This window comes from Rhizobium sp. PRIMUS64 (assembly GCF_023006465.1).
Taxonomy (GTDB): domain Bacteria; phylum Pseudomonadota; class Alphaproteobacteria; order Rhizobiales; family Rhizobiaceae; genus Rhizobium; species Rhizobium leguminosarum.
This window is the reverse complement of record NZ_JALBGX010000030.1, coordinates 1-24,501: the sequence shown is the minus strand read 5'-3', so window position 1 is coordinate 24,501 and position 24,501 is coordinate 1. Positions and strand designations below refer to the sequence as shown.

The following is a 24,501-nucleotide window of genomic DNA, read 5'->3' as shown; positions in this document are numbered from 1 at the left end:
ACGCGCTCTCAGGCGGGTCGCGGCGATGCACCGCCATACAGCAGCGCAAAGTTGCTTAAGAGGTCGACCTTTATGCAGCCATCAAGGTTTGGAGCCTCGGCGATGGTGATATCCAAAATATCTTGTCGGCCGAACAGCATCTCGCGCAGAGCCGGTGAGATCGCCACGACGAGTAGAGCGCCCATCGTGTCGCATAGAGAACTAGGATCATGACGCAGAAACATAGTAATCCTAAACCTTTCAGGCTTCGACTGCAGAGAGAGCCTCAGTCAGAATTGTTGCCCCATTCCAGTGGAGCCGCGGCTTACCCCCCACGCTTCACAAGACATTCATTGCCACGGTACCGGTGAACGGACATGCGCAACATCTGCTCTTAAGGGCTATGCGCGGATATGAAGACCCGTCTTTTGGGCAAAGGCCGGCTGAAGGCTTACGCACAACACAGTCTTTGGGTGGAGCGAAGGTGCATTAGGCGTAGCCCGCCCTTCACTAGGACAGGTTGACTGCGGATGTGGCTGAATGATTGCTTGAGAGCAGCGAAGGCCGACAGTTTTTTATTGCCGCGCAGCCGCTTCTGTTCAAGTCAGTCGGGACGGACAATGAGAGTAGATAGCCTCAGAACCGCCAGCGGACCAGCCATCAGTTGGCGGGTCATCGAATGCTGGGGCGCCGGCATATCCATTTTTCTTCAGGCAGGCGCCTTTCTGCCACTCATCCTGTCAGATGCGGACGGAACGCTCAGCGAATCTGCCAAATCTATACTGCGTCTTCCTTGCTTTCCTGTGTATGCATTTACAATCGTGATCCTGATACGCAATTTTCCGCAATTTTTAACGGCGCTCAGGCGAAATCTGATTGTTCCCCTGATCCTTGTCCTGCCGTTTTTGTCTACCCTGTGGTCGATAGCACCTCCAACGACCTTGAGGCGCGCAATCGCCCTTTTGTTTTGCGTACTTCTTTCCTACGTTCTAGCGATACGGTTCACGCCAAGGCAGCTGCTGTTCCTGTTATTTGTGACCCTGGGAACTTGTAGCGTCCTCAGTGTGGTTGTCTCCGTGGTGTCGCCAAGGCTCGCCAGTATGCCGGATGGTGCTATGCGGGGCGTCTTCATTCACAAGAACGTCCTGGGCTGGTACGCGGCTCTGACGATCCTGGTCGCGACGGCTGTGCTGATAGACGGGACGCTCGGCCTGCGGCGAACCGCGTTCATCGTATTGGCCGCGGGTGTGATCTGCCTTGCAAGCTCCGGATCGATGACCGCGATCATTGCAACGTCAGTGGCCTATTGCCTGATCGGCTTTTATTCCCTCCTGCAAAGAAGCAGCAGCATTGGCCGCGTCGTCATCGTCCTGTTTTTCATTCAGCTGTCTCTCGGCATTCTGATTTCGCTTCACGAATTCCTGGTTCCGGCCCTTGAAGCGCTCGGCAAGGACGCGACTTTGACGGGTCGGGTGCCATTGTGGGAACTGGTTGATCGCGAAATATCCGATCGATGGTTTCTTGGTTATGGCTACCAGGCTTTCTGGACAACCGCGAACCCGGAAGCGACGCACATGTGGTTCAAGCTCGGATGGCCGGCGCCCCACGCGCATAATGGATACCGCGATATCTTGTTAAGCTTTGGAATAACGGGAATGATTCCGTTTGTTCTGATGCTTCCCCAGGCAATCCGCCGGGGCGCGGTCCTTCACTGTCACGATACGCAGTACGGGTGGCTCTGGCTCAACGTCCTAACAATCATGATTCTGGTGATGAATCTGACCGAGAGTATTTTTTTCGTTCAGAATGACGCCATCTTCATCCTGTTTACCGCAGCCATCATCATGTTTTCGCTGTACGCGCCCGTCGTTTCGCTCAACCGTTCGCCACCTTGGCAGACGCCTTCGCGTGGCGTTGCGAGCGGGTTGCAGATATCATGAGGCGGCGTTTTGGACTGATCCTGAGCATTTTGCCTGTCATGCTCTATCCGCAGTCCGGCAATCCGGCTCCGGTCGGGACAGAGATAGATGCGCCCGAGCGCTTGCAGATGCTCGTCAGGGAGGCCACTTGCGCGGAAGCTTCCGCGACTTCGTCGCCCGAGTTGAATGGGATTTCTTTAAGCGACGTATTGACCGGCAGCACCGGGCCGCGGACGATATTTTACGTTTCTCCCGATGGCAAAGACACCTGGAGCGGCCTCCTTCCGACGGCAAATCAGCAGGGTGACGATGGCCCTTTCGCCAGCATTGAAAGAGCCCGTGATGCTGCCCGCGCGAAGGGCGGCACCAACGCAATCGCGCTCGGTAAAGGCGATTACTACCTCACTCAGCCGATCGTCTTTGACGCCCGCGATATGGGCTTGATCCTCACGGCAAGATGCAAAGATGTGCCGATTTTGCATGGCGGACGACGCGTGCGCAACTGGGCGCAGCAGGCCGATGGTCGCTGGACGGCGCCACTGAAATTGCCACCGGATGAAGCGGTCGGTGACCTTTTCGTCAATGGGATGCGCCAAACTCGGGCTCGATTCCCTAACGCTCCCGCTGATGGTGATCCACGCAAGGGATGGTTGTTTGCCGCAAAGTGCAATCCTGCCATCGACATGAGGGAAGGAAACACGCGCTTTTGTTTCCATGCCGGCGATCTTCCGGCAGTGGATGATACAAGTGGATTGGTCGTGGACATCGTTGGGGGCTATCAACCCGGAAGCCAGTGGGGCAATGATACGCTCCCAGTCGTATCCATCGATGGCGCAGGCCGGACTGTCCATACGAAAGGCACCGGCTATTTCTTTACCGCAGAAGGCAGCCGCTATTTCCTGACCGGAGCCAAGGCCTTGCTCGATGCTCCCGGAGAGTGGTGGTACGACCTTGCCGCGGGCCAGCTCCATTACATCCCTGTCGATCAGTCGTTACCCGATTCCGTAGTCGTCGCCGGCATTCTGCCGACATTCTTCAAATTGGATGGGGCCAATGGGATGGTCGTATCAGGGCTCGAGTTTAGAGATGGAGCTCCTGACGGCAGCGGTAAGTTCTATACGGAGACCAGAGGATTTGGCGCGATACGGATCGAACATGCTGATGGCGTCAAGATTGTCGGCAACAGTATCGACAATGTCGGCGTCGGGGTCCATGTGACTGAAAGCAAGGATGCGTTTATTGCCGCCAATGTGATCGCGAATGTGGCTGGCAACGGGATATACGTCGGCACAAATTATGGCACATTCGGCAAGTCGAACGGCGCCAGGATCCTTTCAAACCATATCCATGACATCGGAAAGGTTTACATTGAAACCGCCGGGATATGGTTCCAGGCGGCCGACAATGTCAGGATCGCCAACAACCTGATCGAAAACACGGCGCAGTTCGGAATCGCCGGCGGTTCGCTGTGGGGTTCCAACGACGCTGTCTATAACGCTGTCATCGAGCACAACGTGATCCATAACGCCAATCAGCAGACGGCAGATGGCGGTGCCATCAAGATGATGGGCGAGCAGGCCGACCCTCTGAACAGCACCATCCGCTCCAATCTGGTGACCGGGACCGGTCATCTCATGAACAGGGCCGATGGGACCTTCTGGCCTCCCGGATATGAGAATACCAGTGAATGGCCGTCTCCTATCAGCTGGGCGATCTATACGGATGGGAAGGCGAGCGGACTGCGTATCGAGGGGAATACGCTCTCGGGGAACGTCGCGGCGATCGGTATCAACGGCGGTTGGAGCAACCTGGTGGCGGGAAACGTCATCACACACGGATCGGGCGCGGCTTTTCGCGTTGATGACGGTACCGGCAGGGGTTGGCGTCCGCCATGGGCACGCCCTAATCGCATTGAGGAGAACGTTGTATCGGTTGACGGTGACAGCGGCGTTGTAGCGTATATCAACGCTCCCGATCTTGGGCTTGGATTTGTGCAATTCGCGCGCAACCGCTACAGCGGCAACCTGAACGACAAGAGCTTCAGGGTACATCCGCAGATCATGCGTTGGGGAGAATTTGGCAGTCTAGGAGATCTTCAGAAGGCTGGGAAGGACACGGGAAGCGTAGTCGCGCCGCGCGAGTAACAAAAGGCGCCGCGACGAGGGGTGTTCTGCTGCGATAAAGTCCGCAGCTATGGCGACTTATAACTCCTGCGCGAGGCTCGCAGGCATAGTCCATACAGGCATGTGCATCAAAATCAGGACCTAGAGATCTGGTAGGTGGGGCAGGTTTCCCGATAATGGGCGGGGCATTATTGGCAGCGAGCTATATCAGCACTTCTGCACTGAGCGTTCTGCGAACTTCAAGATGGCGATTGCAGCCTTCCTCGGCATAGGAATGGGTCCACGCATCAGACGGACCAAAGGTCACGAAAACTGCGACGCGGTGGGGAGCCTGCCGAGCCGTCGAATGATCGATCGCGTCTAGATCTTTCCGCAGCTGGTTGGTTCTGTCGGACATCTCTGAACGCTCGCCAGCCGGGGGCCTTCATCTCGCCTATTGGGTTGACCATGTCTCTCTCCCCGGCTTTGTTCGCGCTCAAACCTCACCAGCTTTGATCGCACCAGAGTGAATAGCTTCTGCGACTCTGCGCGGGTCGAAACGCTATTTCGGGCCAACGGTCATCAAAAAGAGCAAAATGGTAAGCCGTGGGGTACGTAGACTTACTTCGAATATTGTACGTCATCGCGGCATAAGACGTAAATATGAAATCTCTTCTACGTCCAATAGCTGGAGCGGCAAGTATGGAGGCAATCGGCCTGCCGGGATATTCTGATGACAGTTTCGATCGCGAAAGCGTAGGTCATGGGAAAGCAAACAGCAGGCGGCAGCCAAACTTCAGTTCTTCATTCAAAGGGTCCCTTAGAATGGACGAATGTCCTTGGTGTTCGCATTTCAGCAGTCAATCTCAAAAGCGCGACCGGATTTATTCAAAAAGCGATCGAAGACGGCAGGAAGGAATATGTGTGCGTTCGCGACGCACACGGCATCGTCCGCTGTCAAGATGATCCCGAGCTCCGGTCGATACATAACCGGGCGTTCCTCGTAACTCCCGACGGCATGCCGCTTGTTTGGGCGCTGAGACATGCTGGCCATGTGGAAAGCGACAGGGTCTATGGACCGGATCTCATGCTATCCGTTTTCGATGCCGGCAGCTCCAAGGGCCTGCGCCACTTCCTTTATGGCGCAACGGCCGAAACGCTCGAACAACTGCAGGCGCGCCTTCTGGCAAAATTTCCGCAAGCACGGATCGTCGGCTCCTATGCGCCGCCTTTTCGCAAACTGTCGACGCGGGAGGAAACGGATATTGCTGACCGGCTCAATCGGTCGGGCGCCGATATCATCTGGGTCGGGCTGAGCAGTCCCAAGCAGGAACTCTGGATGGCGCGCATGCGCGATAGTCTGGAAGCATCGATGCTCATCGGTGTCGGAGCCGCATTCGATTTCCACGCCGGCCTCAAGCGGCAGGCTCCAAGGTTCATTCAAAGAAGCGGCTTCGAATGGGCGTTTCGTCTTTTGTGCGAGCCGCGACGGCTATGGCGGCGCTATGCGCTTGTCGTGCCGACCTTCATCTCACTGACGGCAGTCCAGAGACTGGGGCTTCGGAAGTTTCCGATCGAAGACAAGGTTTTTGGATCAAGCGCGCCAAAAGAAGCAGCTGCAAAGGTGTAAAGCCATCATGTCCCTATTTGCGTCGCCAGCAATGACACCGGGTCCGTCGAAGGCATCCACATCAAATGACGTGACGTCGCGGACGATTCCGGCAGGTTCCGTGCCGCCCATAGCAGCTAAGACCGCCGATCCCTTTGCACAGGCAGCGCTGAATATGCCCGTCGCACTACGGCGTCGGCTTGCTCGGCTTGCAACGTCGTCCTTCCTGGTCGCCGGCGACATTGCAAGCTATTTGATTGCCTATTTTGTTGTCCTGTCGGCTCTCCCCAGTGGTTCGGAGGGCACGATGGTGGAGCGTACGTTCACGATCGCAGCATTCGCTGCGATTATTCTCTACGCATCGGCCGGCCTCTATCCTGGATATCGGTTGCATGAGCACGAACATCTGCGGCGACGCACCATAGCTGCCGTCAAGGTGGCTGTCCTTGCGGCATTCGGAGCAATTATCCTGCCGGAGGGGGAACGACTGCTGCTTGCCGTTATTGGGTTCCTCGCTCTCGGGCTGATTGTTCAGCCACTTGTGCATTGGCTTGCACGAGGCCTGTGCTGGAAACTTGGAATCTGGGGGGAGCGCGCGGTTGTCATAGGGGGGTACAACCTTACTCCCGCTCTCGTGGCCCATTTCAAGAACCACTGGCAGCATGGCATCAGGCCGGAGCCCTTTTCCTCTGATACTTTGGAGGCATTGCCAGATGGCGGGCCATCCATTGCCATAATTGCGGGCGACACAGGCTCAGTTGGACCCGACTTGGCGGCGATGCGTCGGAAGTTCGCCGAAGTCATTTTGCTGTCCGACACGCCGAGCCTCAAGGTAAGCGGATTGCGACCTGCGGATGTCGGCGGAGAGATCGGCATTCGCCTCACCACCGGTGGGAGGTCGGTCAACTCGGATCTGGTTCGCCGGATCCTCGATCTCGCCATCGCCATCCCTGCAATGATCGTGGTCGCGCCATTCATCGCGTTTGCAGCGGCCGCAATCTATGCCATCGATCCAGGCCCCGTCTTCTTCCGGCATACCAGGGAAGGACTGTCCGGCAAGCCGGTGCACGTCCTGAAATTGAGGACGATGTACCAAGATGCAGAAAAGCGCCTTGAAGCACTATTCCGAGACAACCCTACCATGCGCGCCGAGTGGTTGAGCCACTTCAAGCTTAAGGACGATCCGCGCATCCTTCCGGTTATAGGACATATGCTGCGCGCTTCGAGCATCGACGAGCTCCCGCAATTGGCAAACATCATTGCCGGCCAGATGGCCATCGTCGGGCCGCGTCCGTTTCCGGAATATCACCTTCTGGCTATGGACGGCGAATTTCGAAACAAGCGCCGTTCGGTCACGCCGGGGCTCACGGGCCTTTGGCAAATATCCGAACGAAGCAATGCGGATATCGAGCTGCAGCAGCAACTCGACGAGTTCTACATCGACAACCGGTCCCTATGGTTGGACTGCCAAATTCTTCTCAGCACAATCCCTGCGGTCTTCAAGCGCAGGGGAGCCTACTGACCATCCTCGTTTCCGCGAGGCAACCGTCAACAAGGGAGCACACCAATGTACGGACAAAAGCGAATTATGGTAACCGGCGGCACCGGGTTTCTGGGATCATTCCTGTGCGAAAGGCTTTTGCGAGAGGGCAATGACGTCCTCTGCGTGGACAATTACTACACCGGTTCGCGCGACAATGTGCTGCATCTTCTGGACGATCCTCGCTTTGAGGTGCTCCGCCATGACATTACCTTCCCGCTCTATGTGGAGGTCGACGAGATCTACAACCTCGCCTGTCCGGCATCTCCGGTCCACTATCAGCACGACCCCGTGCAGACCGTGAAGACAAATGTGCATGGGGCCATCAATATGCTCGGCTTGGCAAAACGCACCAGGGCGAAGATCTTCCAGGCATCCACGAGCGAAGTTTATGGCGATCCGGCAGTCCACCCTCAGCCCGAGGAGTATCGAGGCAGCGTCAATCCCATAGGGCCGCGGGCATGTTATGACGAAGGCAAGCGGTGTGCCGAAACATTGTTCTTCGATTACCATCGTCAATACGGTGTGGAAATCCGCGTGGCGCGGATCTTCAATACTTACGGGCCGCGCATGCAGACCAATGACGGCCGCGTCGTCTCCAATTTCATCGTTCAGGCGCTTCAAAACGAGCCGATCACCATCTTCGGCAACGGCACGCAAACGCGCTCCTTCTGCTATGTAGACGATCTGATTGAGGGCTTCATCCGCCTGATGGGCACGCCGGCCGGCGTTACGGGTCCGATCAATCTCGGTAACCCGGGAGAATTCCAGGTCCGGGAACTGGCCGAAATGGTCATCGAGATGACGGGATCGAAATCAAGCATCGTTTACAAGCCTCTGCCGATTGACGATCCGACACAGCGCAAGCCTGACATCAGCCGCGCAAAGCAGGAGCTGGGCTGGCAGCCGACAGTGAACCTGCGACAGGGGCTTGAGAAAACGATCGCGTATTTCGAGTGGAAGCTTTCTGGCGGAGCCAAGAGCACGCCTGGTGTCCAGTCCTCGCGAACGGCCTACACCCATCTGCCTACCCCTGCCGTCGGCCTTCCCGTTCAGGAAGCCGTATCAATCGTGCCGTGAACAGCAACGTCGATCATTGCAAGGCGAAGCTCGTGTTCTTTCGATGGGATGGTGCCGGAAACATGAATGTGCATAGCATACGAACAGGAGCCGCGCCTGCGGGAGCAAAACAGCGGTTGGGGCCCATCGTCTTTGCGGTCGATGCGGCCTACGCTGTTCCCTTGGCGACCGCCCTTAGATCGATCGCCGAGAATAACCGAAGCGCATGGCCCTTGAATATCCATGTCATTCATGAGGGAATAGGCGAAGAAATAAAGCGACTGATCTTTGAATCTCTGCCCGCAAATTCTGCAGTCATTCAGTGGCATCCCATCGCCACATTGTCCTTCGCAAGCGGATTTTCCACTCGCCCTGGCGTTTCGAGGATGACCTTCGCAAGGATCCTTCTGCCGCAGTTCCTTCCGCAGACCTGCAGCCGGGCTTTGTATCTGGATGGCGACATCCTGGTCCTGACTGAGCTTGAACAGTTGTGGAATATCGATCTCGGCGAGGCAGTGATCGGCGCCGTACCGGATTACTGGCTGGACAATGGTGTGAGCAACGGACCAGGTGCGACAGGCAGCCCTCGGGTCGAACGTTATTTTAACGCCGGCATTCTTCTTATCGACCTTGCAAAATGGCGAAACGAGCGAATAACGGAACGATCGCTGGACTATCTCGACCGCTTTCCGGCGACGGAATATTCGGATCAGGACGCCCTTAACGCTGCCTGCGACGGAAAGTGGAAGATCTTGGACCGCGCCTGGAATTTTCAGTTCGAGCCAACGCAGGCGATCGCCCGCATCGCGCTCGAGCAGAAGCTCGGCATCGTTCATTTCGTGACCAACGTGAAGCCCTGGAAATCGGGAAGCTTGAGCCCGAACGTCGCCTTCTACGATACGTTTCGGTCCCGGACCCGTTTTGCGCTTACCCGGTGGGAGCGCGTTCAGAGTGGCCTGAAGCGCGCAGGCTCTCGGCTGCTTGCCCGATCCGTCTTGTTGAGAGCGGCATGGTCCTGCACGAAATCGGCTATGCGGGCGCACGCATCAACGTCGCGCCGATGAATCGGGGAGCGAAGAACGCGTAAGAGCGAAACGAAGCCGAGTTCGGGTTCCATGAAATGCTCCGAACGAAACGATTGCCTGCGGAGGAACAAGTTTGCAACGCGTTGATGTCGTCATTCCCTGCTACAACTACGCTCATTTCCTTGAGGAATGTGTTGGAAGTGTTCTTTCACAAGCAGGCGTCGATGTGCGCGTGCTTATTCTGGATGACTGCTCGCCAGACAATACGCCGGAAGTCGGAAAGGCTCTGGCATCCCGCGACAAACGGGTCACCTATCGGCGGCACACGGCAAACAAGGGCCATATCGCCACCTATAATGGGGGAATCGAGTGGGCGGGCGGCGACTTGTTCCTGCTTCTCTCTGCGGATGATTATCTCTTGCCAGGCGCGCTGGGTCGCGCTTCGGAGCTGATGCACAATCATCCGCATGTGGGGTTTACGTTCGGGAACGCGCTCATAGCTGAGCCGAGTGGCGTCAGTAAGCGCGTCGATCCTCTCGGCGACAAAGGTGTGCCTCCCATGCAAGTCTTGTCCGGTCCGCAATTCATACGCTTGAGTGGAGCAAACAATCTGGTTCCGACACCGACAGCCGTCGTGAGAACGACGCTGCAAAAACAGGTCGGCGGCTATAATAAGGAACTGCCGCATGCCGGTGATATGGAGATGTGGCTGCGGCTCGCATCACATGCTGGAGTGGGCTACATTAACCAAGACCAAGCAGTATACCGCAGACATGCTTCGAACATGTCGCTACAATACTATGGACAAAGTATCCTTCCTGACCTCCGGCAAAGAAAACAGGCTTTCGATATTCTATTTCGCCAAGGCGCGGAAAGCCTCAGGAAAGATGAGAAACTAAGACGTTTTCTTGCCAAGGATCTTGGGAAAGAGGCGCTTCGGCTGGCCGGCAGGGCATTCAATAATTTCGATGTTGCCACAGCCGTGGCTATTCAACGCTTTGCTCTCGAGGTTTCTCCCGAAGTGCGAAATTCATTGCCCTGGATCAAGTTGGTCTGCAAGCAAACAATCGGGCCAAAGTGCTGGTACGCCTTGAATTCTATCGGGCGACGAGTTGCCGGATAAATAGGCAGGACCGGGCCGGGTTAGTTGATCGGCAAGTACGCAAACAACAGTCGGGTGGTTGAGCGCTCGATCGCTATTCATGCCAAAATCGCGGGCCAAGATCGCGGGGGACGTGATGGAGGCGCCCCGGAATCAAAAGACCCGGTGACGCATTCGCGCCACCGGGGTGATTTGAGCAAGACCGTGGTTCCAAGATACGAAAAGATTTGCCCCAACGGTTGATCAGCACAACGCCTTATTCACGCTCACGCCGAAATACTGGTTTGGCACAAGTCGTTGAGCTTGAATACGACTTCCGTCCTATTCGTAGCCTTGACCTTTTTCATAATATTGCGAACGTGCACCTTTACGGTGCTTTCTCGAAGATTGAGCTCATAAGCGATAATTTTATTCGCCTTCCCGCGTCGCAGCGCCTCCACGACTTCGACCTGACGATCCGTGAATATGCCGGCTAGCGGGCGTGCGGTCGAATTGCTCGAGTCCAGCAAGTGACGCATGGCGAACAGGGCGCTTGCAGGCACAAAAATTCCGCCTGCCACGGACAGCGCGATCAGCTCCATACACACACTGACGCTGACTGAGGCGGGTATGAACCCTTTGGCTCCGTACTCAAGCGCCCTGACGATCTGGCCGAAATCGTCGCTATCAGCCAATACGATGAGTGGCGTTGATGCGAATTCCGACGCAAGCTTCCGGATTTGCTCCGAAACGGCCGGTTCATCGATCTTTTTGCCGCCGACGTTCAGGAGGATCGCGGAAAGCGGAGGATATTCGTCGCGCCTCTGCTTCCACTCCTCAATTGATCCAAATGCCAGGATTTGCAAATCCGCCTTCTGGGCAGCCATGCATTGCGCCAGGCATTGCCGATCAAGTTCACGATTGTCGAGAATGACAAGCGAATGCGTCTGTCTTGCCGACACGACAGGTATGTTCGAATTGTTCTCCATCTTAAGGGGAAAGGCTACGTTTTCCTGCCTTAGGTCCAAATTCGGTATAAGCGCTGAATTCACAGCATCACCCTCCCCCTAAACACGTTACGCCACACTACGGCCCGAGTACCAACCCCTCTCATTACGGGGGTTTAGGAAACTCTAAAGTAGGAATCGAATACCACAATTCGCGGAACGTTACAGTAGCTAATATAGGCTAAGTGGCGCACAACTTCTATCGTAAGGCCGAAATATAAAGGAACATCTGAGGTAGACTTATATAATACTATATGGCCGGCAGGATAGTCTGCGTCGTTACACGGCACTCTGGGTGAGGTCAACTAAACGCATGGAAACAATCGGTGTCTCGGGCGTAGGTCCGGCAAGGGGTGCGGAATATGACCCCGCCACTAATGTCGGTAGATGCATGAACTAGGGCGTAAGTCGTCATAAGTAGATACGCCTTTAGGTGAATAACCTTAAACGTTTTGTTTCTTTACTCGGATGACGAAAACAATTCTCCTTGAAGTGTAGAGAAATATTAGTCCTGTCGGTGTGAAAACTTGGGCGCAACCAAGCGATTGTTTGTTTCAACCGAAAGTCTGGGCTTGTTCAGGAGTAGGGGTTTTGCAGGGATGATTGCATCAAACGTTAAGCTGGATGACGGCTGCGTCATCCACCATCGGGATCTTGTGAATCTATACGGCTGCACGATCGGCGCGGGAACACGCATCGGCACCTTCGTCGAGATTCAGAAGAACGTCATCGTCGGAAAAGACTGCAAGATCTCCAGCCATTCCTTCCTCTGTGAGGGCGTGACGCTGGAAGACGGCGTGTTCATAGGCCACGGGGTCATGTTTACGAACGACACATACCCACGCGCCGTCAATCTCGATGGCAGCCTGCAGACCGAAGCCGACTGGGCCGTCATCCCTATTCTGGTCAAGCGCCAAGCGTCGATTGGCAGCAACGCCACCATTCTGCCTGGCGTCATCATCGGAGAAGCCGCACAGGTCGGCGCCGGCGCTGTTGTAACCAAGGATGTGCCCGACGGCGCCATTGTTGTCGGCGTTCCGGCCAGGATCATCGGTCGCGTTCATGACCGATCAGTCAACATGCAAGCGCTGGGAGAAGTGCAATGATTGGTATCGCCGTTGTTGGATATGGGTACTGGGGTCCGAATCTGGTTCGTAACATCTCGGAGGCGGCCGGCGCGCAACTCATTTCAGTCTGTGATCTCAATGTCGAACGGTTAGCGGCTGTCAAAAGCCGCTACCCCGCAGTGACGATCACCGATGATTTCGAGGAAGTCCTGCGCGATCCGAGAGTGGATGCCATCGCTATCGCGACGCCCGTCTTCACCCATTTCAAGCTCGCGATGCAGGCTATGATGGCCGGAAAGCATGTCTTCGTCGAAAAGCCAATGGCTTCGACGACGGACGAAGCCTCGCGGATGGTCGAGGAGGCTGCGCGTAGACGCCTCGTGCTGGCCGTGGATCATACTTTCGTACATACCGGCGCCGTCCGCAAGATGCGCGAACTAGTCGAAAGCGGCCTCGGCGACATGTATTACTACGACTCGGTTCGGGTCAATCTGGGGCTCTTCCAGCACGATGTCAGCGTCATCTGGGACCTCGCGGTGCATGATCTCTCCATCCTCGACCATGTTGTGCAGGAAAGGCCGGTAGCCGTTTCCGCGACGGGCATGAGTCATGTGCTCGGCGAGCCGGAGAACATCGCCTATCTGACGCTTTTCTTCGAGAGCAAGCTCATCGCACATATCCACGTCAATTGGCTGGCCCCGGTCAAGGTCCGCCGCACGCTGATCGGCGGCAGCAGCAAGATGATCGTCTATGACGATCTGGAGCCCAGCGAAAAGATCAAGGTCTATGACAAGGGCATCACCATATGCCCCAATTCCGATGCATATGGCGAGAAGGTGCATCAGATGATGGTCGGCTACCGCAGCGGCGACATGTGGGCGCCCAAGCTCGATATGACCGAGGCGTTGAAACGCGAACTGGATCAGTTCGTCGATTGCATCGAGCAGAATTCGCGGCCCATCACGGATGGCCAGGCCGGACTGCGGGTCGTTCGCATCCTTGAAGCCGCAAGCCGGTCGCTCGCCCAGCGCGGCCGTATCATCGAGCTTGAAGAGGCGAGGCTCATCGCATGATCCCGTTCCTGGACCTCAAGGCACAATATCAGTCCATCAAGAGCGAAATCGACGCCGCCGTGCTCGGTGTCCTGGCCTCGGGGCAATACATACTGGGCGAGGAGGTCGCTCGCCTCGAGCAGGAATTCGCGGACTATTGCGACGTCAAACATGCGATAGCCGTGAACACCGGCACGAGTGCCCTGCATCTGTCGCTTCTCGCGGCAGGCGTCGGCCCCGGCGATGAAGTCATCACCGTGCCATTTACCTTCGTCGCGACCGTATCGGCGATCTGCTACGCAGGTGCACGACCGGTATTCGTCGATGTCGAACCCGTGACGCTGACAATGGATCCGGCTCAACTCGAGGCTAAGATTACAGCCCAAACTAAGGCCATTATTCCCGTCCATCTCTACGGTCAGATGGCCGATATGGACGCGATCAAAGCGATTGCCGACCACTACCGGATCCCGGTCATCGAGGACGCCTGCCAGGCCCACGGAGCGCAATACAAAGGCGCGCGCGCCGGCAGTATCGGCACATCCGGCTGCTTCAGCTTCTATCCCGGCAAAAATCTCGGCGCCTGCGGCGAGGGGGGTATCGTCGTCACCAACAGCGACGATCAGGCCAAGGCCATGCGCATGCTGCGCGACTGGGGTCAGGAACAGCGCTATCACCATCTGCTGAAGGGCTTCAACTACCGCATGGATGCCATTCAAGGTGCGATCCTGCGCATCAAGCTCCGGCATCTCGAAGCCTGGACCGAAGCGCGGCGCGCCCATGGACGCCGCTACTCGTTGCTGCTTGGCGGTTCGGCGAATTTAAGGACGCCTGTCGAAATCACCGACCGGCGCCACGTCTATCACGTCTATGCTATCAGAAGCCGCGATCGCGACCAGCTTCAGCGCGTATTGACCGCGGAGGGCATTCAGTCCGGGCTGCACTATCCGATCCCAGTGCATCTGCAGAAGGCCCATGCCGACCTTGGTTACAAGGCCGGCGATTTCCCAATCTCGGAAGCCGCCGCACGGGAGGTTCTCTCGCTGCCGATCTATCCCGAGATGCCGGCGTGGCACGTCGACCAGGTGGCCGCCGCGCTGGAGAACGCCTATGTCAGCTGATCGTGCGGGCGAGGCCCGGATCGTGCAGGCGGTCCATGGCCGTCATGAAAGGCCGGCGGACCCTGCCTACCAGGCCGGACTGGCTGAAGAACTCAGGCAGTCATACGGGCGCGCTGGCCTGATTGAGCTCTACGGTCGTTTCGCGGCAGGTGACGGTGTCATCGATACTCTGATGCGAAAAGCCATCTGGCAAGCCATCGTGCGGAGCTGTGGAACAGGATTGCAGGTTGCAGGCGGTGCCGGTTTCAAACATCCCGAGACGTTCGAGATCGGCAATGGGGTCTTCATCGGCGCCCAGGCCTATATCCAGGGTCGCTTCGACGGCCGATGCAAGATCGGCGACAATGTCTGGATCGGGCCGATGGCCTATTTCGACGCTCGCGATTTGGTGATCGAGGATTCCGTCGGGTGGGGACCTGGTGCCAAGGTGCTTGGCTCGACCCACACGGCACTGCCCTTGGATGTGCCGATCATTCGCACGGATCTTGAAATCAGGCCGGTACGCATCTGTGCAGAGGCCGATATCGGAACGAACGCGACCATTCTTCCCGGTGTGACCATCGGGAAGGGGGCGATCGTTGGAGCGGGAGCAGTTGTCGTTTCCGACGTCGAGCCGTTCTCAGTCGCCGCAGGTGTACCTGCGAAATTCATACGTTGGCGTTCGGATAATGATCCGATGACGAACATGTCGCGTGAGGGAAGATCATGAGAGACAAACGGGTGCTCATTACAGGCGGTGCCGGTTTGATCGGATCGCATATTGCCGATCTTGTCGCATTGGAAAAACCTCGTGAGATCATCGTCCTCGACAATTTCGTGCGCGGGCGCCGGGACAATCTCAGCTCGGCAATAGTCAGCGCGCCTGTTAAAATCATCGACGGAGATATCCGCGACAGAGCGCTTCTGGCAAAAGTCTTCGAAGGCGTCGACATCGTCTTTCATCAGGCCGCCATCCGCATCACGCAATGTGCCGAAGAGCCACGGCTGGCTTTCGATGTCCTCGCGGAGGGCACGTTCAACGTTCTCGAAACCGCCGTCAAGGCGGGTGTATCGAAGGTAGTTGCTGCCTCTTCCGCCTCCGTTCTGGGGCTTGCCGAGAATTTTCCAACGACCGAAGAGCATCATCCGTACAATAACCGGACGATCTACGGCGCGGCGAAAACATTCAACGAAGGGCTGATGCGCAGTTTTGCGGAGATGTACGGCCTGCGCTATGTCGCGCTCCGCTATTTCAACGTCTATGGGCCGCGCATGGACGTTTACGGCGCCTATACGGAAGTTCTGATCCGTTGGATGGAACGCCTGGTGGCCGGGATGCCGCCCCTCATCTATGGAGATGGTAGCCAGACCATGGACTTCGTCGATGCACGCGACATCGCCCGCGCAAACATTCTGGCCGCCAAAAGCGATGTCACGGACGAAGTGTTCAACGTCGCGAGCGGCAAGGAAATAAGCCTGCTGGAACTCGCGAAGATGCTGAGCGACATTATGGGTTCCTCACTCGAACCGCAGCACAAAGAGGCCCGCACGGTCAACGGCGTGACCCGTCGTCTTGCCGATATCAGCAAGGCCGAACGGCTCCTCGGCTTCAAGGCGGAGATCTCTATGGAGCAAGGGCTTCGTGATCTCGTTGCCTGGTGGCAAACGCAGACCGACGCAGGGGGGCAGGCAGCATGAGCTCATCTCAATTCACAATTCCGGTCGCCAAACCCGTCCTCGGGGAGGAAGAGGCTGAGGCTGCGCGCCGCGTTATTCTGTCGGGATGGGTGACGCAGGGGCCGGAAGTCGCGGCTTTCGAGCGTGAATTCGCTGCCTTTGTGGGCGCCGCGCACGCTTGCGCCATGTCCAATTGCACGACCGCGTTGCATCTGGCCCTGAAGGCGGTCGGTGTATCCGCCGGTGATGAAGTCGTCACGGTCAGCCATTCTTTCGTCGCGACCGCAAACGCGGTTCGGTACTGCAATGCGGTGCCCGTTTTCGTCGATATCGAAGAAGATGGTTACAACATCGAAGCCAGTCTGATCGAAAAGGCAATCACGCCTCGCACCAGGGCAATTCTCAGCGTGCATCAACTCGGCATGCCTTGCGATCTCCGCGCCATCGTGGAGATCGGCAAGCGCCATCAGATACCGGTCATCGAGGATGCAGCCTGTGCAACGGGAAGCGAAATCCTGTGGGACGGCCGTTGGGAAAAGATCGGCAAAGCGCATGGCGACATTGCCTGCTTCTCTTTCCACCCCAGGAAGGTCGTCACGACAGGCGACGGCGGCATGTTGACGACGGCCAATCCCGAATATGACCGGAAGTTCCGGCTCTGGCGCCAGCATGGCATGAGCGTCACCGATGCCGTTCGTCACGGCTCGAAACAGGTCATCTTCGAAGACTATGACGAGTTGGGTTACAATTACCGGATGACCGATCTTCAGGCGGCCGTCGGACGTGAGCAGTTGCGGCGGCTGCCGGAGCTGGTTGCCCAGCGCAGACGTCTTGCCGAGCAATATTGCGAACGTCTGTCGACAATTGCCGGACTTTCTCTGCCGGTCGAGCCGCGCTGGGCTCGCAGCAACTGGCAGAGCTTCTGCGTGAGATTGCCCGATACGGTCGACCAGCGGGCCGTCATGCAGACCCTGCTCGATCAGGGTATTTCGACCCGGCGTGGTGTGATGAACATTCATCTGGAGGGAGCCTATTCCGGTGAAAGCTCCCACCGCGCTGCCACGAGCCTGATGCGAAGCGTATCTGCGCAGCAGCAAACGATAATACTGCCGCTTTATGCCCAGATGACGGTGTCTGACATGGACCGGGTTGTTGAGGCACTTCGCGCAGCCCTTGCGGAAGCGACCGTCGGAGCCGCCAGCGTGCAACATGCCATGGATATCGCTGTCGCCTGAACCCGCATTTGCCCGACGTAACAATCAGCATAACGAAGAATGCGCGTATCTCCGGATGCGCGCATTCTTCGTGCGCATTCTTCGTTATGCTGATTTCGTGATCCATCCGCGGATGGTTGCTGGCACGGACTCCGGTGGAAGCAGGTCGATCAGCATGCGCAGGGAATAGAGCCCGCAGAGAGCGACGGCGGCGAAGCCAATCATCGTCGCCGCCCATAGCGGCAAAATCGAGAACATCAGGAATACCAGTCCCGATGCGGGCAAGAAAAGCAGCCCGTGTCTGCGATTGGCGGCGGACCAGCGAAAACCGGTCAGCTTCCGCACGATCACATAGATCAGGATGCTGTGCCAGACATAGAGGCCAAAAAACGCCATACCGGCTCCTTGCGTACCGAGCAGCGATACGAAGAGCCAGGCAAGCCCCACATGCACGACTGCCGCCGCAACCTCCGTCCAGAAGAAAATCGCCTGGGTACGCTTCGCCACGACGATGAAACCCATCGGCCAGGAAATAATCCTCAGCATCATTCCAAGGCAGATCCAGCGCAGAAGATCGACTGCCCCATGAAATTCCGCCGAATAGAACAGGCTCATCATGAGCGGCGCAAGCGTCAGGGTGCCGAGCAGGCCGGGACCAGCGAGCAGCATGCTGATTTCCGCCTGTTCATTGACCAGGCGATTGCATTCGGCATTGTTCTCGGCTGCCGCAGTCAGGCGCGGATAAAAATCCGTTCCCATCGCCTGCAGGATGAAGCCGGCATAGAGACCGCCAAGGCCCCAGGCCGCCTGGTACAATCCAGCCGCCATGACGCCACCCTCCTTCAGCACGATGAGCCGGATGGCATAAGCTGCGCCGAAGGTCAGAAGCCCGCTTGCCATGAAGACGAAGCCGAGCCTGAGCAGTGCCGACACTTCCCGACCGAACTGGCGCGTGGGCATTGGCGAGGGATGCGGGCAGATCCGCCGGCTGTACCACCAGGTCGGGAGGATTGATGCAGCCGCAATCACAACGAGGGACGGTGCGATCGCCTGCAGGCCGAACAGATAGATCAGCGGGATGCTGACAGCTGTGCCGATAAGCCCGGCAAGCACGTTGATACGAGCAAGATCGGCAATGCCGCGCAGGCCCTGGATCAATGCAGTCTGCCCTGCAGAGACCAGGCGAAAGAAGATTGCCAGCGACAGCAATGCAATGCCACCGGCATGCTGGTAGTCGCCGAAAGTGAAATTTGAGATCGGGAATGCCAACGCGGCGAGAAGGAGCGCACCAAGCAATCCGAGCACTATCGATATGCGTCTCAGCACTGTTGCTGATCGTGCGATCATTTCTGCGTCGTCGGTGCCCGCAGCTTCGGCAATCTGGCGCACGCCACTGCTGCCCACGCCAAGCCCGGCAATCGCCTGCGCGATATCGAGGATCGACCCGTAAAGGCCCATCAGTCCCACGCCTTCCGGCCCGAGCAGAACAGCCATGGCTTTGTTTCTGACAATGCTGAGTGCGACGTTGACGAGCGAAGACCCGCCCATCAACATCGTCGATTTGAGGATCTGGGTGTAGGTCTGGCTGCTGGGTGGGGTCATGCGCAAAGTCATCGGATGCCCCTAGCCGTTTATTCCGTGCTGGCGTTCAATCGCCCGCCGCAGGGTCGATGGCAGCACATGCATTTTGCGGATCACCGGCTTACCTGACTGACATGCGCCTCTGTCTGAACAGGCACCGCAGCGGCGTCTTCGGACGACGCATCCGTGAGACGGGGCTGGGTTACCCTGACCACGTCGCCCGGCGCCAGTTCCGTCGTTTCGGAGGCATGGAATTGATCGACTTGTCCCTTGTCCCGCCGGCTCACGCTGAAGGTCAGCGGGAGTTCTTCATCGCGGTTATTCACGTTAGGGCCGGTCGACAGTTCTCCGAGAAGCAGTTGTTGCGTGGTGTCGCGCTTCAATTTGAGCTGATCGAGATTGGCCTTTTCCACCTGCACTTCGGAAGCGATCTCGCTCCGGCGGGTGTCGGAAAGTCCCTCGAGATTGCGCGTCGTCTCGTTGATCGCCTGGCGGCCCCGCATGATGGCCGTCACGAGGTCGAGCCGGTCGGAGCGATAGGTGGTGAGCAATCGTTCCAGATCCATCTGGCGTGAAGTGATCGTGAGGCCCTTCTGGACCAGCGTCTTCACGCTCGTCAGTTGCTCTTCGACCGACCGGATATTGTCATCCGAGCCTTTCAACTTTTCTTCCAGTGTATCGATTTCCGCCGTCAAGAGATTGCGCAATTCGGCGAGAGCCACCGACTGCTTGTCCAGCGCGTTTGCACGAGCCTGAAAAATGACCCGCTCCTCCTGGTAGAGACTCTCGGCATATTGCCGATCGGCAGCCGGCGGCTGATCGAAGACGATCTCCTTCGCGCCGGCCATTTCCGTTTGCAGACGCGCGAGCTTTGCCGAGCTGCGCAGCAGCGAATGGTCGATTTCCCGCAAGTTGCCGACAAGAGTGATCGTCTGCGATCGCTGCTGCGCCGGCGCCCGCAACGGGCCGCCGCTCATGGCCAGGGATTGCAGGACGCTGAGACCGGAGTGAAACTTATATTCTCCCGGCGCCATCACATCTCCGACGACGTAAATAGACGGATAGTCGATAATGTCGATGGTCACCGCAGGTGTCTGGGCCAAACCCATCTTTGCCTGAAGGCGCTTGCCAATCTCGTTGGTGAGGCTGGCATTGTCCAGACTTCCAACCGACAGCGACCCCAGAAAGGGCAGGGAGACTTCACCTGCATCTGAAACCGTATATTCGCCGCCAATCGCATCCCATCGCTCAAACTGGCCCTTGGCCGGCATCCATTGGACGACCGTCAGGCGGATTTTTGTTTGCGGAGCCAAAGGGGCGCTATCGGCGAGAACCGGCGACACGGCTCCGGCAAGAAAGACGAGTGCGCTGATGACAAACGTGGCGCGAAGGAACGGGTGAGGGGCACGGTGCGATAGATTCATTACATGTCTCGCCTTCAAAACATCCTTCAACGGACGCTGGTCCAATGCCTTAAGCGCTGTTCGAACGCCGGACGCCAAGCCCGAAACCAGATCGCTAGTGTGCAGCCTGGCGAAGCCTTGAGGAAGGTGGAGGTCGTTTACTTTGCCTAATCACAATTGATGAGGTGGGGAGAGTGCTTAAGCCTCAATCGAGCAGAACACATATCTTCGGCGCTACACAGGGCGTCGCCTCGGGTGCGCTAGCCTCGAAGAACCGCAATCCCCCGCGGCAGAGCCTTTATGCTCGCATCGCCAAATTTTGCCGGACGACGATATTGACCGGCGGCGTCGCCTTTCGTTCGACAACTCGAAGCAGCGCCAGCGGTGCGGCACAAGGCCGTTCTCGTGCCAGATCTTGACGACCGAATAAGCCGCCATCTCAGCCGCCTATGCGGCTTCAAGCCTTGCACAGCATGTGGCGAATCTTCGCGCGTCTTATCCATCACGTGGGCGTGCAACAAGGCCGGTTGCCCAAAGGATGCCGCCTGTAGAGCGAAAGGCGTAGCATATACTCTCTCATTTTTCGACTACAATTCAGGGCCGCGTATCGAGCGGTCCTCATAGATTCGATCCTGATAATCTCGCGGGAGGTGCCTGCCATGTATCGCAACGCTCGTCGGTGGACCTCGCGCTCACTCCTAGTGGATTCGTTGATTCCCGGATGGCTGACCATCGGCGGCAAGGGAAGGCCGCGCAAGCCTGCCGAAAGGCACGAGGACAGTGCTCAACTTGCGGCATCCGTGCAGACCGCGGATGGAATCAAATACGGTACCCTTGTCGACAATCCCCCCAACAACGCGGCGCTCAACGAACATGACGCTGGACATAGAGTGGGCGTGATCGGTGAACCGGACCCTTGGGCCGATATCACTCGCGTACCGCCGCCCTTGCCCGACGCTTTCGCAACAAATCGCGAGATGGGGGGGCGAAGCCGTGAGACTGCCGCGTCTGTGTTGCCCGCCCACACGCCTGGTTTTGCAGGTCTCGAGCGGAACGCGAACGGAGTTGCATTCGGTGCTCAATCGTCCCTTTATCGCACCTACGCTGGAATGAGCCTCATAGGTGATGATCCTCTAGCTGCGTATCTGCCGCAAAGCCCTGCAACGACAGTTTCGGGGCAGGGTTCTGCTGCGGTGACGGGCGAGCTTGCGCACTCAGGCAAGGTCGTCATTCTCGAATCGAGCCCGTCAGCGCAGGCGACTACGCACCAGGCTGGCGCTAATTCGCTGGCGTTTGGCATGCCCTTTGGTGTGTGCGGATGCGGCTACTTTACCTCCCCCACGCGGATTCTCGATTGGGCGCATGGCGGCGCCTTGCTTCAACAGGACGGTCAATTGTCGGGAACCAAGCTGACCGAGGGCCCGGATTATGTGGAGACGATCAAACGGGCCATCGGCGCCTCGGTCAGCGATCCGCTTCTCGACCGTGATTTGTCCCCGCTCTCGGGCTGGCGCGGGACCGCAACGTGGACGGATTCGACGATCTTGAACGGATCGTTGCCCGGTGGCGGAGAAATCGGAACGGGCACGTCCACATCCAAGGGTATCGGCATCCTTTCCGGCTCGGTGACAACGCCACCTTCTACACAGCGGTCGTTGGCAACGCAAAATCTGGCGGCCGCGGCGGCGGCGGCCAGCAACGCGATCGTGCTGGAAAACCAGAAGCAGGGTAACCCGGAGAGCGAGTGGGGCATCGACGGTGCCGGTAGCTCCAACATCGAGGGGTTTGCGACCGACATCAGCGTCGACAACGGCAAGACGGTCAGCTTCAAGATCAATACAAATTCCACTAACTACCGGATCGACATCTATCGGCTCGGCTATTATGGCGGCATGGGCGCGCGCAAGGTCGCGACCATGCAGCATACCGGTTTGCAGACGCAGCCCAATCCGTTGCGCAACGCCTCGACCGGCACGGTGGATGCCGGCAACTGGGCAGTCTCGGCGTCGTGGACCGTACCCGATGATGCCGTCTCGGGCGTCTACATCGCCAAGCTCGTGCGACAGGATGGCACCTCTGGCGAAAATCAAATCCCGTTCATCGTGCGCGACGATGCCAGCCACAGCGACATCGTCTTCCAGACTGCAGACGAGACATGGCAAGCTTATAACGGCTGGGGTGGCGCAAACTTCTATGGCGGCAATGGTCCGGCGACAGGCCAGGGGGCGGGTCGTGCCTATGCGGTCAGCTACAACAGGCCGATTGCGACCCGCGGCGGGGTCGGCACCTATGCCGGTCCGCAGGACTATCTGTTCGGCGCCGAATATGCAGGCATCTACTGGCTGGAACAGAACGGCTATGACGTCTCCTACCTGTCGGGTGTCGACGTCGACCGTTATGGCAGCCTGTTGCTCAATCACAAAACCTATGTTGATGCCGGGCACGACGAATACTGGTCTGGACAGCAGCGAACAAATGTCGAAGCCGCGCGCGATGCGGGCGTCAACCTGATGTTCTGGAGCGGCAACGAGGTTTATTGGCGCACCCGTTGGGGCAATGCCTACAGCGCCGACGGCACGCCCTATCGCACACTGATCTCCTATAAGGAGACCTGGTCGCCCACCGCCAGCATCGACCCTTCCAACGAATGGACGGGCACATTCCGGGATCCGCGTCTCAGCCCACCTGCTATCGGCGGCGGAAACCCGGAAAACTCGCTGACCGGACAGTTGTTCAAGGTCGACGATGTCGGCAGCAATCTCCAGGCGATCGCTATTCCCTATGACGACGCCAATCTGCGTTTCTGGCGCAATACCAGCGTCGCCAATCTTCAGCCTGGCCAGACGGCGACGCTCACCAAGAACTATCTTGGTTACGAATGGGACGAAGCTGTAGACAACGGCTTTGATCCGGCCGGCCTCGTGAAGCTGTCGTCGACGACGCTTCCGGTCAGCACTTACTTGCTCGATTACGGAAACACGACCGGCAATGCGACCTCGACCCACAATCTGACGCTCTATCGCGCGCCCAGCGGTGCATTGGTATTCGGCGCCGGCACTGTCTACTGGACATGGGGCCTGAGCGACAACCACGATCTCACGGCGACGCCGACGGACCCGCGCGTGCAGCAGGCAATGGTCAACTTGCTTGCCGATATGGGCATTCAGCCCGGGACGCTGCAATCCGGGCTCGTCGCGGCAACCGCTTCGTCGGACCATGTTGCACCGACCTCCGTCATCACGGTACCCGCGACAGCGGCCGTTGGATCCACCGTGACGATTACGGGCACCGCTGCCGATACGGGCGGCGGCGTCATCGCCGGCGTCGAGGTTTCCACGGACAACGGGGCAAGCTGGCATCCGGCGACGGGCGATGAGAACTGGACTTATACCTGGTCGCCGCAGACAGCGGGCACATACACCATCCGATCTCGCGCCGTCGACGATAACATCAACCTGGAAACACCCTCGACGGGACGCACGGTCACCGTCAGCGGGCCGAGTTACACCTCTCTCTTCGGCGCGGCGACGCCGGCGGTCGTCAACACCAACGATAGCTCAGCCGTTGAACTCGGCGTCAAATTCCAGACCTCCGTGGCAGGCACCGTCACCGGCATTCGTTTCTACAAGGGCGACCTGGATACTGGCACGCATACCGGTTCATTATGGTCGAGCACCGGCACGCGGCTTGCGACCCTCACCTTCACGAATGAGTCAGCCAGCGGTTGGCAGACTGCCTATTTCACCAGTCCGGTGTCACTGACAGTCGGACAAACCTATACGGCGTCTTATCACACGAATAGCGGTCATTATTCCACGACCACCGGCTACTTCACCTCGAACGTAACGAGCGGGTCGCTCACGGCGCCGGCCAGCGGCAACGGCGTCTACCGCTATGGCAGCAACAGCCTATTCCCCACGAGCACGTTCCAGTCGACGAACTATTGGGTCGATGTGATGTTTACCACACCGAGCTCGAACACGACGCCGACGGCGGTTGCCGATGCGGGTGATGCGACGGAGAAGGGCGGGGTCGCCAACGGTTCGGGTGGCGTGGTGGCGAGCGGCAACGTGCTGACCAACGACA

General features: G+C 57.9%; 18 protein-coding genes. 14 read left to right on the top strand and 4 right to left on the bottom strand.

From position 1 onward, the window contains the following. Positions 1–8: 8 nt before the first annotated feature. Complete coding sequence (locus MOV76_RS14500; RefSeq protein ID WP_247264744.1) at positions 9–185, bottom strand: hypothetical protein; 177 nt, start codon at positions 183–185, stop codon at positions 9–11. Between the two features lie 414 nt (positions 186–599). Between MOV76_RS14500 and MOV76_RS14495 the strand changes: the two genes are divergently transcribed. The 7 genes from MOV76_RS14495 to MOV76_RS14465 all read left to right on the top strand — a co-directional run bounded on the left by MOV76_RS14495 (position 600) and on the right by MOV76_RS14465 (position 10,356). Further along, positions 600–1,919 carry an O-antigen ligase gene (locus MOV76_RS14495; RefSeq protein WP_247264743.1) on the top strand — a complete coding sequence of 440 codons (1,320 nt, stop codon included), beginning with the start codon at positions 600–602 and terminating at the stop codon, positions 1,917–1,919. After that, on the top strand, positions 1,916–4,042 hold the full coding sequence (locus tag MOV76_RS14490) for a right-handed parallel beta-helix repeat-containing protein (protein ID WP_247264742.1): 2,127 nt from the start codon (positions 1,916–1,918) through the stop codon (positions 4,040–4,042). The genes MOV76_RS14495 and MOV76_RS14490 overlap by 4 nt, the downstream gene beginning before the upstream one ends. A 721-nt stretch (positions 4,043–4,763) precedes the next feature. Next, positions 4,764–5,630, top strand: coding sequence for a WecB/TagA/CpsF family glycosyltransferase (locus tag MOV76_RS14485; protein ID WP_047622230.1), 867 nt, complete (start codon positions 4,764–4,766; stop codon positions 5,628–5,630). Positions 5,631–5,637: 7 nt separating this feature from the next. After that, positions 5,638–7,131, top strand: a complete 1,494-nt coding sequence (locus MOV76_RS14480; RefSeq protein ID WP_247264741.1) for a sugar transferase — start codon at positions 5,638–5,640, stop codon at positions 7,129–7,131. Between the two features lie 45 nt (positions 7,132–7,176). Continuing rightward, positions 7,177–8,229: a UDP-glucuronic acid decarboxylase family protein gene (locus MOV76_RS14475; protein ID WP_247264740.1), complete on the top strand. Its 1,053-nt coding sequence runs from the start codon at positions 7,177–7,179 to the stop codon at positions 8,227–8,229. Further along, a complete protein-coding gene (locus tag MOV76_RS14470; protein WP_247264739.1) occupies positions 8,226–9,272 on the top strand; it encodes a glycosyltransferase family 8 protein in 1,047 nt (348 codons plus the stop codon). Before MOV76_RS14475 ends, MOV76_RS14470 begins: the two co-directional genes overlap by 4 nt. 94 nt (positions 9,273–9,366) lie before the next feature. Next, positions 9,367–10,356: a glycosyltransferase gene (locus MOV76_RS14465; protein WP_247264738.1), complete on the top strand. Its 990-nt coding sequence runs from the start codon at positions 9,367–9,369 to the stop codon at positions 10,354–10,356. Between the two features lie 245 nt (positions 10,357–10,601). Here MOV76_RS14465 and MOV76_RS14460 read toward each other — a convergent pair whose 3' ends face one another. Beyond that, positions 10,602–11,366, bottom strand: a complete 765-nt coding sequence (locus tag MOV76_RS14460) for a response regulator transcription factor (protein ID WP_131647635.1) — start codon at positions 11,364–11,366, stop codon at positions 10,602–10,604. Between the two features lie 554 nt (positions 11,367–11,920). Here MOV76_RS14460 and MOV76_RS14455 point away from each other — a divergent pair. The 6 genes from MOV76_RS14455 to MOV76_RS14430 are packed head-to-tail and all read left to right on the top strand — an operon-like array spanning position 11,921 to position 17,452. Then, the gene (locus MOV76_RS14455) at positions 11,921–12,427 is read left to right on the top strand and encodes an acyltransferase (protein WP_247264765.1); all 507 of its coding nucleotides are present in this window, start codon (positions 11,921–11,923) and stop codon (positions 12,425–12,427) included. Beyond that, positions 12,424–13,461, top strand: coding sequence for a Gfo/Idh/MocA family protein (locus MOV76_RS14450; protein WP_247264737.1), 1,038 nt, complete (start codon positions 12,424–12,426; stop codon positions 13,459–13,461). The genes MOV76_RS14455 and MOV76_RS14450 overlap by 4 nt, the downstream gene beginning before the upstream one ends. Next, positions 13,458–14,561, top strand: a complete 1,104-nt coding sequence (locus tag MOV76_RS14445) for a DegT/DnrJ/EryC1/StrS aminotransferase family protein (RefSeq protein WP_247264736.1) — start codon at positions 13,458–13,460, stop codon at positions 14,559–14,561. The genes MOV76_RS14450 and MOV76_RS14445 overlap by 4 nt, the downstream gene beginning before the upstream one ends. After that, a complete protein-coding gene (locus MOV76_RS14440; protein WP_247264735.1) occupies positions 14,551–15,270 on the top strand; it encodes a DapH/DapD/GlmU-related protein in 720 nt (239 codons plus the stop codon). The genes MOV76_RS14445 and MOV76_RS14440 overlap by 11 nt, the downstream gene beginning before the upstream one ends. After that, positions 15,267–16,238, top strand: coding sequence for an NAD-dependent epimerase/dehydratase family protein (locus MOV76_RS14435; protein WP_247264734.1), 972 nt, complete (start codon positions 15,267–15,269; stop codon positions 16,236–16,238). The genes MOV76_RS14440 and MOV76_RS14435 overlap by 4 nt, the downstream gene beginning before the upstream one ends. Further along, positions 16,235–17,452: a DegT/DnrJ/EryC1/StrS aminotransferase family protein gene (locus MOV76_RS14430; protein ID WP_247264733.1), complete on the top strand. Its 1,218-nt coding sequence runs from the start codon at positions 16,235–16,237 to the stop codon at positions 17,450–17,452. The genes MOV76_RS14435 and MOV76_RS14430 overlap by 4 nt, the downstream gene beginning before the upstream one ends. Before the next feature lie 84 nt (positions 17,453–17,536). Here MOV76_RS14430 and MOV76_RS14425 read toward each other — a convergent pair whose 3' ends face one another. Together MOV76_RS14425 and MOV76_RS14420 are read right to left on the bottom strand one after the other, a co-directional pair. Further along, complete coding sequence (locus MOV76_RS14425; RefSeq protein ID WP_168319847.1) at positions 17,537–19,045, bottom strand: O-antigen translocase; 1,509 nt, start codon at positions 19,043–19,045, stop codon at positions 17,537–17,539. 80 nt (positions 19,046–19,125) lie between these two features. Beyond that, a complete protein-coding gene (locus MOV76_RS14420; RefSeq protein WP_247264732.1) occupies positions 19,126–20,436 on the bottom strand; it encodes a polysaccharide biosynthesis/export family protein in 1,311 nt (436 codons plus the stop codon). Between the two features lie 638 nt (positions 20,437–21,074). On the opposite strand from MOV76_RS14420, the gene MOV76_RS14415 reads away from it, so the two are divergent. Further along, a partial coding sequence (locus MOV76_RS14415) for a N,N-dimethylformamidase beta subunit family domain-containing protein (RefSeq protein ID WP_247264731.1) occupies positions 21,075–24,501 on the top strand: 3,427 nt, incomplete at its 3' end.